The 13417-nt window shown below is 32.7% G+C and carries 12 protein-coding genes; 8 read left to right on the plus strand and 4 right to left on the minus strand.

The window, feature by feature from the left end:
* Nucleotides 1-28 precede the first annotated feature (28 nt).
* The 3 genes from BUE95_RS07775 to BUE95_RS07785 form a co-directional block, all read right to left on the minus strand.
* Nucleotides 29-1981, minus strand: a complete 1953-nt coding sequence (locus BUE95_RS07775) for a polysaccharide biosynthesis protein (RefSeq protein ID WP_073583116.1) — start codon at nt 1979-1981, stop codon at nt 29-31.
* A 20-nt stretch (nt 1982-2001) separates the two neighbouring features.
* Nucleotides 2002-3135, minus strand: a complete 1134-nt coding sequence (locus tag BUE95_RS07780; RefSeq protein ID WP_073583118.1) for a DegT/DnrJ/EryC1/StrS family aminotransferase — start codon at nt 3133-3135, stop codon at nt 2002-2004.
* A gap of 124 nt (nt 3136-3259) precedes the next feature.
* The gene (locus BUE95_RS07785; protein WP_234977639.1) at nt 3260-3814 is read right to left on the minus strand and encodes a sugar transferase; all 555 of its coding nucleotides are present in this window, start codon (nt 3812-3814) and stop codon (nt 3260-3262) included.
* 355 nt (nt 3815-4169) lie between these two features.
* On the opposite strand from BUE95_RS07785, the gene BUE95_RS07790 reads away from it, so the two are divergent.
* Entirely contained in the window at nt 4170-4718 is a 549-nt protein-coding gene (locus tag BUE95_RS07790) for a DUF3575 domain-containing protein (RefSeq protein WP_073583120.1), read from the plus strand.
* Between the two features lie 263 nt (nt 4719-4981).
* Here the strand turns inward: BUE95_RS07790 and BUE95_RS07795 are convergent, their stop codons facing one another.
* Nucleotides 4982-5404: a lipocalin family protein gene (locus BUE95_RS07795; protein ID WP_073583122.1), complete on the minus strand. Its 423-nt coding sequence runs from the start codon at nt 5402-5404 to the stop codon at nt 4982-4984.
* Between the two features lie 227 nt (nt 5405-5631).
* Here BUE95_RS07795 and BUE95_RS07800 point away from each other — a divergent pair, with 227 nt between their 5' ends.
* From BUE95_RS07800 to BUE95_RS07830, 7 genes are all read left to right on the plus strand, one after another.
* The gene (locus tag BUE95_RS07800; protein WP_073583124.1) at nt 5632-5973 is read left to right on the plus strand and encodes a cupin domain-containing protein; all 342 of its coding nucleotides are present in this window, start codon (nt 5632-5634) and stop codon (nt 5971-5973) included.
* Nucleotides 5974-6019: 46 nt separating this feature from the next.
* Nucleotides 6020-6580, plus strand: a complete 561-nt coding sequence (locus BUE95_RS07805; protein ID WP_073583126.1) for a helix-turn-helix domain-containing protein — start codon at nt 6020-6022, stop codon at nt 6578-6580.
* 103 nt (nt 6581-6683) lie between these two features.
* Nucleotides 6684-7229, plus strand: coding sequence for a helix-turn-helix domain-containing protein (locus BUE95_RS07810; RefSeq protein WP_073583128.1), 546 nt, complete (start codon nt 6684-6686; stop codon nt 7227-7229).
* A gap of 325 nt (nt 7230-7554) precedes the next feature.
* Nucleotides 7555-9027 carry an OmpA family protein gene (locus tag BUE95_RS07815; RefSeq protein WP_073583130.1) on the plus strand — a complete coding sequence of 491 codons (1473 nt, stop codon included), beginning with the start codon at nt 7555-7557 and terminating at the stop codon, nt 9025-9027.
* Between the two features lie 165 nt (nt 9028-9192).
* On the plus strand, nt 9193-9885 hold the full coding sequence (locus BUE95_RS07820) for a hypothetical protein (protein WP_073583132.1): 693 nt from the start codon (nt 9193-9195) through the stop codon (nt 9883-9885).
* Nucleotides 9886-10068: 183 nt separating this feature from the next.
* Nucleotides 10069-11106 carry a glycoside hydrolase family 130 protein gene (locus tag BUE95_RS07825; RefSeq protein ID WP_073583134.1) on the plus strand — a complete coding sequence of 346 codons (1038 nt, stop codon included), beginning with the start codon at nt 10069-10071 and terminating at the stop codon, nt 11104-11106.
* 16 nt (nt 11107-11122) lie between these two features.
* The gene (locus tag BUE95_RS07830; RefSeq protein ID WP_073583136.1) at nt 11123-13417 is read left to right on the plus strand and encodes a glycosyltransferase; all 2295 of its coding nucleotides are present in this window, start codon (nt 11123-11125) and stop codon (nt 13415-13417) included.

Here is a 13417-nt window from a genome sequence, read left to right on the forward strand (position 1 = left end):
AGAATAATGTTAGAGAAAGGAAAATATATTAGACATCCAATTGCTCAAAAGCCGAATTCTTACTCTTAAATTCAGGAACAATCTGTTTCATAGCGGCAACTAAGTCATAAACGTTTCCTTGCTCGGCAATGGCAACCAAATCTTCAATATCAACTTTAATTCCATTAAAATCAGTACAACTATCTCTACATACCATGATTTTTTCATGATGGGTAGGCAAAGTAGTCGACGAATCATGCAGCAACTCTTCATACAATTTTTCTCCTGGTCGCAATCCCGTAAATTGGATCGCAATATCTTTATAGGGTACAAAACCTGCTAAACGAATCATTTTTTCAGCTAAATCTACTATTCGAACGGGTTGCCCCATATCAAAGATATAGATTTCACCTCCGTTACCCATTGCTCCTGCTTCTAAAACCAATTGACAAGCCTCAGGTATCGTCATAAAATAACGCAAAACCTCAGGATGCGTAACTGTAACGGGCCCCCCAGTGGTAATCTGTTTTTCGAAAAGGGGGACTACCGAACCGTTTGAACCCAACACATTTCCAAAACGGGTGGTGATAAACTTTGTAGTTAATTTTATATTTGAATTAAAATCTAAAGCATACGACTGTACATACTTCTCAGCTATACGCTTACTAGCTCCCATAACATTTGTTGGATTTACAGCCTTATCTGTAGACACCATTACAAATCGAGACACGCCATAAGCAACCGCCAAATCCGCTAAATTTTTAGTTCCTATAACATTCGTTTGCACCGCCTGTATAGGATTACCCTCCATAAGAGGCACATGCTTATATGCCGCAGCATGAAAAACCAAATTAGGTTGATACTCCCTAAAAACGTACTCCAATTGTTTCTTATCTCGAATATCGGCTAATATAGACAAACATAAAATTTTAGTGCTTTTTTTCAACTCTAAATCAAGTTCATGCAAAGGGGTTTCAGCCTGATCTAATAATAAAATTGCTTTAGGTTCAAACAATAATAACTGCCGAACAATCTCACTTCCTATCGAACCCGCAGCTCCAGTTACCAAAACCACTTGATCCGAAATTGTTGAGGAAATATTATCAGTAGCCAATTCAATGGGCTTGCGCTCTAACAAATCTTGTATTTCAAAAGTCTTGATTTTCTTAGCAATATTCTTAACATCCTCCCAATCAGAAATCAAAGGAACCGTTAATAATTTAATACCTCGCTCCAAACATTTATGTATAATGCGATCCCGTTGCTCATTAGACTCTGCATGAGGTGTCAAAATCAAAGTAGTAGCTCCTAAACCACTCATGCTTTTAAAAAATGTTTTCTTGTAAGCAAGTACAGGTAAATTTAATAAGGTCTCATTCAAGAAAAAATTATTTTTATTCGGCTCTATAAAAGCGACCAATTTATACTTTTGATCCACATCCATTAATAAGGCATTCGCCAAAGCGACCGCTTTATCATCCGTTCCAAATACTACCACCTTCTCATATCGTGTTGACTTACCCAATTCTACATAAACCTGATAAGCTACTTTGATGAGAATTCTGAACGAAATCAAAAAGATAAAGGTTATGAAAAAATGCATGAGCAACCCAGGCATCAAATAAATCTTCGTCCCGTAAAAATACAAACTAGAATAATTAAAAAGGGTAAGTGTTAACAAAGCACAAAAAGTAGCCTTAAACAAATTAAACCCATCATATAAAGTGGAGTGCCGAACAATTCCAGAATAGGTTTTAAACTTGTAAAAAAACAAAGTATAAATCACAATTTGCAATCCAAAACGCTCCGCTATGGTCAACGTTGGATAAAAATCCACATTTAAGTTAACAATAATCAAATAGTAAACTAAACTCGCAAAATTAAGCAATGCAATATCTATGGCAAAAATAGTCCATCGGGGCAAATAACGCCTAGAAACACGTCTAGCATTGTTTTGAAAGCTAGACTTGATAGTGGCTTTTGTCAATTTAAATTTTGGCATAAACAAAAAAGAATTCGAAATTATTTTTCAAAAAAAGAAATTAAAACTTGCGCAATACGCTCAAAATCTGAGTCCGTTAAATTTGATCCCGATGGCAGGCACAATCCTTTAGCAAATAAATCAGCCGCAGTGGTACCTCCATAAAACGCATACTTTTCAAAAACGGGCTGTAAGTGCATAGGTTTCCATAAAGGTCGCGTTTCAATAGCCTGTGCTTCAAACGCCAATCGCAAAGCCTCTCGCTCCTCAAACGAATTCAAAACAACAGCACTTAACCAATGATTAGAGTAGAAATCCATATTGGGCTCGTGTAACACTTGAGTTCCCTCTTGTCTGTCAAAAAAATCTTTGTAAAACTGATGGGCTTTTCGTCTCAAAGCTACATGGGCATCTAAAACTTCCATTTGCCCCCTGCCTATTCCCGCACAAATATTACTCATGCGATAATTATAACCCACCTCACTATGCTGATAATGGGGCGCTTCATCTCTTGCTTGGGTCGCTAAAAAAATAGCTCTCTCCTTTACTTTCAAATCAGAAGTCACCAAAGCACCTCCTCCTGAGGTAGTTATAATTTTATTTCCATTGAAGGACAAAATACTAAGAGCTCCAAAGGTACCACACTTTTGCCCTTTGTACGAACTCCCTAATGCTTCCGCACTATCTTCTATCAAAGGAATGGCGTACTTCTTAGAAAGTGCTAAAATCTCTGTCATTTTAGCCGGCATCCCATACAAATGAACAACAATGATGGCTTTGGGCGTTTTTCCATTTGCAATCCTATCCAATAGTGCTGCTTCTAATGCAATCGGACATAGATTCCAAGTCTCATTTTCACTGTCAATAAATACAGGAGTAGCACCTACATAACGTATCGGATTAGCTGAAGCTGAAAAAGTCATACTCTGACAAAGCACCTCATCTCCCGCTTGTACACCCAATAACAATAAAGCCAAATGCAACGCAGCCGTTCCCGAACTCAAAGCTGCCACTTGATGCTCATTACCTAAATATGCCTGTAAATCAGTTTCGAAACCCGTCACATTAGGTCCAAGGGGGGCAACCCAATTGCTATCAAAAGCTTGTTGTACGAATTTTTGTTCCCCTCCTCCCATATGAGGGGACGACAACCATATTTTTGAAAATGAAGTCATGACTTTAAATTTCAACAAAAATAGAAATTAATACCATATTTTAGGTACGGTTTTACGTAATTGAAGAAAAAAAATTAACAATTTAGAATTGTTTTATTAAAATTCAAGTAAAAGCAACTAGAAACTAAAAACTTCGCAATACAGTTTTCCACACAATAATTACATCACCCCAAAAAGTACGATCGTAATAATACGCCAAATTCATCCTCACTTTATCAGGAAAAATTACAGTGTCATTATAAACTAAAGGAGCCTCCTTACTTGCTAACAAGACTTCTTCATGGGCATATTTGAGACTCGCCTCACAGGTGAGACCAGGCTTAAGTGCTAAAATTTTACGAGCATCGCCCTCCAATCGATCATAATATCCTGGGACATCAGGTCGAGGCCCAACGACGCTCATCTCTCCTACTAAAACATTCCAAAGTTGTGGTAATTCATCCAATTTAGTAGCTCTAAGAAAATACCCAAATCGAGTTACTTTTCTAGATTGCGAATGAAAGGTTTTAAATTTTATAATAGTAAAAGACCGACCAAACTGACCAATTCGTGTCTGAAAAAACAAACCGTTAGATGAAGTATCTAAACTTGCACCAACATAAATAAAAAGCATAATCCCACCACACAACAACAAGGCTATGAGCGCAAAAATAAAATCAAAAATACGTTTTAGTATCAAGTATAATGGGTTTGATTACGAAACTACAAAGTAAAGAAAAAAGTGAGGCAAAACTTCAAAACAAATCACGTTTTCAAGAATGCATATCGCGCTTGGTTTTGTAACCCCAAAAACAACAAAGCAAAACGCACATCAAAAGAAAATAAAACCTAGTAAAATTTATGTCCTCTCTAATAAAATCTATTGAAACGAAGTGCTACGCATTACAAAACATTGTGCAACTTTTGTGCTAAATATTATGTAACGTTGAGCAACCCCATTAAAGTTGCACTACACAAAAAAATCCCAATTTCAAGATAATTGAAGCTACTTTTCAAAAATAATGATACTTTTATACCCAATAAATTCCTACCAAATGAAATACAGATTTCTTACTTTACTTTTTTGCTTCGCCATAATCACTTTTGGACAAGATAGAATTGCTGTAAATGCCACTACACTTGCCGGTTTTCCTGCTGTTGGATATGAAAAAATTCTTGGCAAACACACCAGCTTTCAAATAGATGCCATAGGCTCCTTGTTCAATCAATACAATGATGCCCCATTGCGATTCTTAATGATCACTCCCGAATTTAGATACTATTTCAAATCGGGTGCCACCGGTTTTTATGTAGGAGGTCACATCGGAGGCGGTATCTTCGAACTCCAAAAACCGCAATACCAAAATACCAATTACTACCAAAAAGGACTTCACTACAGAATGGGAGTTAGCGTAGGGTATCTATTCAAATTATCAGAACGATTAGGCTTGGAAATTTTTGCAGGAGGAGGAAACGTCCAAAGTTTTTACAAAGGCTACGACCTTACAACCAACACCCGTTATGAAGACGCAAAAGATTACAACAAAAGCGGCGAATGGATGCCATACAGAGGAGGATGTTCTTTGGTAATCAACCTAGAATAATTTTTTTTATAGCAAACAAAGCAACCCACAACAGTTGTCACGCAATCGTTAACATCTCATGTACTACTAAAATACTACAAAACAAAGATTGAAAAAGCTTTAGAAACTTCAATCAACAATTAGTCTTACTATTTTATGCTGTAACTCGTTAGTTTAAAAATAGCTAATTGTTTTTTAAATAAAGATTACATTAATTTAGTGTATTTAAAAAAAATATGGAACCAGTTTAAAAACTAGCTCCATATTTTGCATAAACAGCAAAGTTATCTAATATAAACCTCAATATTTCCATTGCTGTCCTTCAGTTTTAATTCATGAAGGGTTAAGTTAACAATATCCTGAACCTTTGTAACACCATCTATAACTCTAGTTAAATTATTATGCGATCTTGAATAAATACCATTATCCATCACTACTGCACAATCACTAATCGTTGAATCATAATCCCCTTCAATTACGGTATTATCTATTTTAAGATCCATAAAATCTTTATCACATCCCGTCTGATTTTGTGGGGCATCCATCAAAGTTTCTGTACCCAAAATTGTGGTACCAATTTTATTAATATTCCATTTACCAGCCAAAGGAGCGAGTGTTTCCCCTTCATTACTATCATCGCTATTACAAGAAGTCGCAAGTAATCCAATGCATAATACCAAAGCTAAAAACCTACCATGATTTTTCATATCTAATTTATTTAAATTGTTAAGTGCGAAATTACTTCTTAACAACTTGTCAATTGTTACACTATTATATAATTTACTTTCATGATTAGTTATAGATTTTATAGAAAATAAGTTTTGATAATTTTGATTTGTTTAACCAATTTTTATCACCACCTTTGTCTGTAAATATTTCTTTTTCAACACAATCGCTTATTGCGGAAATTGAATTATAGAATGTTTTTGACAAAATGGAACTTTCAGAATTAGAAAAAGAAAAATCGCATATTGTTGTAGAAATCATACAATACATTCCAAATGCGGTTCTGAGTAAAACTATATTAAAAAAATTAACAGGAAATATAACTGTTTCTTCTTTTGATGCAGGGGAAGAACTTGCCGAAAAAACTTCACCCTTTGATAATTACATCCAGATTATTGATGGTACAGCCGAAATCATAATTAATGAAGTTCCCCATAAACTTACTTTAGGCCAAGGAATTATTATCCCCGCACATGCAAAACATTGCTTTAATGCGAATGTTCAATTTAAAATGCTATCTACCATTATTAAAAGTGGTTACGAAGAGTAAAGAAACAATAATTAGTAACTAGTTAATCAAAAATAGCGGACAATAAATGAAACTTTATATTAAGTATATGGTTAGTCTCCGCTGTAAAATGGTGGTAAAAGAGGCCTTGAAAAAAATTGGTATTCAAAATGCTGTTCTAGATTTAGGTATGGTTGAAACAATAGAGGATTTAACAGAACAACAACGTGAAGATTTACATCATCTGCTTTTAAAGTTTGGATTAGAACTCATGGACGATAAAAAAGCAATGTTGATAGAAAAAATTAAGAACATCATCATTGAAATGGTTCATTATACCGATGAAATTCCTAAAATAAATTATTCAGATTATATAAGTGAAAAATTGGGTTTAGAGTACACACACATCTCAAAAATATTCTCTGAAGTAAAAGGAATTACAATTGAACACTTTATTATATCCCACAAAATTGAACGAGTAAAAGAATTATTGCTTTATAATGAATTAAATTTAACTCAAATCTCCTATCTAATGAACTACAGTAGCGTAGCGCATTTATCTAAACAATTCAAAAAAGTAACAGGATTAACACCCAGTTTCTTCAAAAAATTGAGACATAAAAAAAGAATCGCACTGGAAAACATCTGAATTGTGTAACTTATTTACGGTAAAGTACCACAAACTTCCTTATAAAAGTTTCAACTTTGATTTAATTATTAAAGCAATAACTTTGAAACTTTATATCAAACACATGGTAAGCAACCGTTGTAAAATTACGGTTAGAGACGAATTGAAAAAATTAGGTCTTCACTTAATTGTGATTGATTTAGGTGAAATTGAAATTAGGGAAGATATTTCTTTACAAAAAAGGTTATTATTGGCCCAAGGATTGTACTCATCCGGTTTAGAATTAATTGATGACAAAAAATCGATTTTAATTGAAAGAATCAAAACTATAATTGTTCAAATGGTACATTATTCTGATGTAACCATGAAAATTAATTTTTCAGATTATTTATCCGAAAAATTAAATCACAATTATACTTACTTAGCTAATTTATTTTCAGAAAATCAAGGAATCACCATTGAACAATTTATAATTTCACACAAAATTGAACGTGTAAAAGAATTGATGATTTACAACGAACTAAATATAACTCAAATCGCTTGGAAGATGAATTATAGTAGCGTTGCTCATTTATCAAGTCAATTTAAAAAAGTCACCGGATTTTCTCCTTCGCATTTTAAGCAATTAAAAAACAAATCCCGATGCCCAATTGAAAATATTGGAGAATAACTTTTCTAGAACTAAAAAAAATCAGAGGACAGTCTATTAAAAGTGTATAAATTAATAAGAATCGGATTTGACATTTTAATTATAGTTGAACCTTTTTTTTCAAATACAATTCCACACCTCAATCAATACAATTTAATAATAATTGTAAAGTCTCAAATTTACAATTATAAAAAAATAATAAAAATGGCAGCAATGCTTTTCAAATAATCTTCAAAAAGTTTTTATTAAAAAACCTATGAATATAACAACTTTTGATGAAAGTTATGTAACACAATTATAAGATAAGCAAATGATATTTGTATGAATAATTTAAACAAACTACATTATGAAAAAATTACTATTTCTATGCATATGTATTGCTTGTACATTTGCATCAAGTGGACAAACAGAAGAGAAAAAATGGAATATAGGCCTTCATGGAGGTGTTACGCAATATAACGGAGATTTGGGAAGGGATTGGTACAAAACAAATAACACCACATATGGTTTTGGGGGTATTTCAGTCTCCAGATATTTAGGCAAATTATTCGATGCTAATCTATTATTATCAAAAGGAACAATTGGTTATAACACTGGAACATCAGCTGGTTTTAAATCGGATTTTAATGCTATTGCGTTAAACTTGCGTTTCAACATTGTGGCTCCAGAATATGTCATAAGACCTTATGTCTTTGTTGGAGCAGGTGCAATCTTATTCGACAATCAATTGAATTTTCACACAGAAAATTATGATTATATATTACCAAGTGCAGGGGGTGGAATCAATTTCCGACTGTCACCATCCATTATGTTAAACTTACAAGAGTCATTTTTATTCTCTAATAAAGACAGAAGAGATGGTATTGATAATGCTGATGGAGATTTTAAGAAAAAAGACGCTTACTTAACACATATGGTTGGATTAACTTTCAACTTAGGTGATACTCAAGACACAGATAATGACGGGGTTGCAGACAAAAAAGATAACTGCCCAGATACCCCTACAAATGTAAAAGTAGATAAGACAGGCTGTCCTATTGATAGCGATTCTGATGGAATTGCAGATTATTTAGATGCATGTCCTGATATTTCAGGTTCAAAAATACTAAATGGCTGCCCAGACAAAGACAATGATGGAGTTGAAGATGCTAAAGATCGATGTCCAGATCAAGCAGGAATCAGTACCCTATTAGGATGCCCAGATGCTGATAGAGATGGAGTTGCAGACATAGATGACAAATGTGCGAATACTAAACTAGGTACAAAAGTAGATAAATTGGGTTGCCCAATAGATAGCGACTACGATGGTGTAACAGACGACCTAGATCGATGTCCCGATACAAAAGGAATAATCAGTTTAAACGGATGTCCTGATGCAGATGGCGATGGAATAGCAGATATAGATGATAAATGTCCAAATACAAAAGGAACATCTGTAAATAAAGGCTGTCCCGAAATTGCTAAAGCTGATATTGTAAGAATTACTTATATCGGAAGTAAAATTTTCTTTGAAAATAACTCAGATAAATTAAAAGTGGCTTCACTATCTCAATTAGACGAATTGTCGAAAATATTATACAAATATGAAGGAGCTATTCTAACTATTGAAGGACACACAGATAGTGTAGGTGCAGAAGAGTTTAACATGACGCTTTCTAAAAAACGCTCAGAATCGGTTCGCGAATACTTAATAGGAAAAGGAATTTCAGATGCTAGGATAATTTCAATTGGATTTGGAGAAACAAAACCTGTAGCAACAAATACTACATCGCTAGGAAAAGCTAAAAACAGAAGAGTAGAGTTAAAAACAAATTATTAAAATTTGGGTGGGGTTTTTATGTAGGAAAGGCTGTCAATTTAAACTTGGCAGTCTTTTTTATTCCTAAAACCTACTAACAGAACTATACAACAAAAACCAAAAATTATATAACTAATAAGGTGGAGCATTCAAGTACTTTTATAAGAATATTAAAATATAAAAATTATGAAAAAAAGTGTATTAAAATTAGGAGCTTTATCTGTAGTACTTTTAGGAATAGTTTCATGTACTAACAAAGAAAAAGAAGTGGCTGACAAAAAGATAGACGAATTAGAAAACTATATCGATTCAATAGCTACATTGTCTGCAGAGAGTCGTCAAACAAATTGGGATCAAATTGAAGCGGATTACCAAACTAAAAACACAAGCGCAAATGAAGTGCTATTGAACCTGAATCAAGACGACAAAGAGTCATTACAAGAAAAAGTGAATGCCTCAAATACAAAATATAATGATATTAAATATTCTGTTATTACTGTTAAAGAATCAGAAGCAATAATGAAGGAAAACAATGCGAATAATAATTCTTCCCAATTGTTAAGGGATCGATTATTTGGAGCTGGTAAAATTGGCTCGGATATGAGTTTTAATTGGGTAAATAAAGACAACATTTTATCGGTTTATGAAAACTTTTTCGAATCCTATAAACAAAATAAAAGCGATTTCACTCGTGAAGATTACGATGAAGTAAAATTACTTTTTGAAGCCTTGGATAGTAGAAAAAATACGGTTGAAAAAGAAGGTCTGTCGTCAGAAGATAACAATCAGATTGCTTCTATTAAGTTAAAATTCTCTCCTATGTTTAAGATGAATAGGATTGGAGCTAAAAGCCGAGAAAATCAAGAGGCTAAAGAATAATTGTAGCACTTAGTTAAAGTAGTAGAACTAAAATGTCAATCCATAATGGTTGACATTTTTTATTTCAAATTAAAGAACATGCGAATTATATAATTTAATAAAATAGTTCTGTAACTTTTTTAAAAATAATTAATCGTTCTTTATAATACACATATAATCATTTTATTATAAAATAATTAAGCCATGATTAAAGTAAAAAAAGAGGGGATTGTTTTAGAAAAAAGAACTTTAGGTTTTGAATGGGAAGGGGTGTTAAATCCGGCAGTAATAAAACATGCAGATCATATTCATGTTTTTTATCGTGCGGTTGCAAAAAGAAATTATTCCAGCATAGGTTATGCAAAATTCAAAAGTCCTTTTGAAATTTTGGAACGTACCGATGTACCGCTCATATTTCCTCAATTTGATTACGAAGAACACGGCATAGAAGATGGAAGAATTGTTTTAATTGACGATGTGTTTTATTTCTCCTATTGTGCGTATGATGGCGTAAATGCTTTAGGAGCATTAGCCACTTCTAAAGACCTTGTTCATTGGGAAAAGAAAGGCATCATAGTACCTCAAATCATGTTTCACGAGTTTAAACGATTGGCCGAGACTAAAGGTAAAATAAATGAAAAATACATTCGATACAATGAGCACGATCAAATTAGAGAACGCAAAGGAAAAAAAGTACTAGTTTGGGATAAAAATGTTGTTTTTTTTCCGAGAAAAATCAATGGAAAATTATGTTTCTTACATCGTATAAAGCCAGATATACAAATTGTTAGTATCGAGAAAATAAGCGAGTTGAATACAGACTTTTGGCAAAACTATCTTTTAAAATTTAAAGATAATATAGTGTTAGCGCCAAAATTTGAGCATGAAATTAGTTACATAGGCGCAGGCTGTCCACCAATAGAAACAAAAGAAGGTTGGTTACTAATTTATCATGGTGTTCATGATACCGTAAAAGGGTATGTGTACTGTGCATGTGCAGCCTTGTTAGAATTAGAAAATCCTAAAAATGAAATAGTCCGATTGCCCTATCCCCTTTTTGGTCCTGAATTAATTTGGGAAATTAAAGGAGAGGTTAATAACGTTTGTTTTCCTACAGGAACAATTATTCAAGACGACACCTTACATATTTATTACGGTGCTGCCGATTCTCGAATTGGTTGTGCTACTGTTTCACTATCCGAATTATTGACAGAATTATTACGTCATTTAAAATACTACTAAATTAAAATTTCTTACTATGAAAATTATAAAAAAAACTCCCGAAATTTTATTTATTACTTCTTATCCACCTCGTGAATGTGGAATTGCTACATATTCCCAAGACTTAATTATTGCACTAAATAATAAATTTACAGCTTCTTTTAATATTACAATTTGTGCTTTAGAAACCTCCCTTGAAAAATATAAATATACAAAGGAAGTAAAAACGGTATTAGAAACCGATAATTCTAATTCATATAAAGAACTAGCTAAAGAATGTAATGAAAATAATGCTATTTCAATGGTTTTAATCCAACACGAGTTCGGACTTTTTAAATCAAATGAAAAGGATTTTATTCAGCTTTTACAGGACATCAACAAACCCATAATTATAGTTTTTCATACCGTTTTGCCTAATCCAGATGATAGGTTACTACAAATGGTTCAAAACATGAATACCTATGTAGATTCTTTTATTGTGATGACTAAAAATTCTCTAAAAATAGTAGTAAAAGATTATCAAATAAATCCCAATAAAGTTTCTGTAATTCCACATGGAACACATTTAGTACAACATTCTGATAAAGATATGCTCAAAGAAAAATTTAATATAGTGGGTAGAAAAGTATTAGCAACTTTTGGATTGTTAAGTTCCGGAAAATGTATTGAAACTTCAATTGAAGCCCTCCAAATTATCGTAAAAAAAAATCCTGAGGTGCTCTTTTTAATAATAGGAAAAACACACCCCAATATTGTAAAAAAGGAAGGTGAAAAATATCGATTAAGTTTAGAAGCTAGAATTAATCAGTTACAATTAAATAAAAATGCAGCATTCATCAATCAATATTTACCTTTACATGATCTACTAGAATATTTGCAATTAACGGATGTCTATTTGTTCACATCAAAAGACAGAAATCAAGCAGTTTCAGGAACTTTTTCTTATGCAATTAGTTGTGGTTGTCCTATCATTTCAACACCAATTCCACATGCCATTGAAGTATTGAGTGATGGAACAGGGATAATTATAGATTTTGAAAATAGTGAACAACTAGCTAAACAGGTCAACCATCTACTAGAAAACGAGCAAATGAGAGCTACAATTTCATCTAATGGAATTCATAAACTGGCACCAACCGCTTGGGAAAATACGGCTATTTCACATGCTGTTTTATTTCAAAACGTTAGCAATAATAGATTAGATTTAAATTATAAAATTCCACCCATTAACCTGAGTCATTTTAAAAAATTAACTACTGATTTTGGTATGATTCAATTTTCCATTATCAATCAGCCCAACATCAAATCAGGTTACACTCTAGATGATAACGCCAGAGCGTTAATAGCCATTTGTGAACACTTCATACAAAAAAAAGATCAAAACGATTTAGCATTTATTTATACATATTTCCACTTTATTAAATTTTGCCTGCAACCTGAGGGCTATTTCTTAAATTATGTTGATGAGCATAAAAAGTTTACAAAACAAAATTCAGAAAATCTTGCCGATGCTAATGGCAGAGCTATATGGGCATTAGGTTATTTACTCTCAATTAGTCCTGTTTTACCCATTAAATTAGTAAAAAGTGCTAAAGAAACGTTGCAATTAGCCCTGATCAACGTCTGTAAAATTCACTCTCCTAGAGCAATGGCATTCATTATCAAAGGAATTTATTATAATCATTTGCAACACCCTTCAGAAAATAATGTGTTGCTCTTAAAAGATTTATCGGATAAGTTGGTTCAAATGTATAAACATGAAAATAGCGAAAACTGGCATTGGTTTGAAAGTTATCTAACTTATGGGAATAGCATTTTACCAGAAGCTTTGTTGTGTGCTTATTCAACAACTAAAAACGAAAATTATAAAATAATTGCTAAAACATCCTTTGAATTTTTATTGTCAAAAATATTCGCTAATGAGGTCATTAAAGTGATTTCAAACAAAGGCTGGTTGAAAAATGATAGCAATTCAATAACGGCACCAATAGGTGGCGAACAACCCATAGATGTGGCTTATACCATAATTGCCTTAAATAAGTTTTATGAAATTTTCAAAGAAGATGTCTATTTGGAAAAAATGGAGGTAGCATTTGATTGGTTTTTAGGCAAAAATCATTTGCATCAAATTATCTACAATCCCCGCACGGGTGGTTGTTATGACGGTTTAGAAGATACTTATATCAATTTAAATCAAGGAGCAGAATCAACAGTAAGCTATTTGATGGCTCGTTTAATAATGGAAAAACATCTTACTCAGAAAGAAAAAACTACGGTGAAACAGAAAAGTTACTCCAAAAAGAAAAGTAAAAATCAAACGATTGTAATTTAA

The organism is Flavobacterium cucumis (assembly GCF_900148835.1).
GTDB classification, from domain to species: Bacteria; Bacteroidota; Bacteroidia; order Flavobacteriales; family Flavobacteriaceae; genus Flavobacterium; species Flavobacterium cucumis.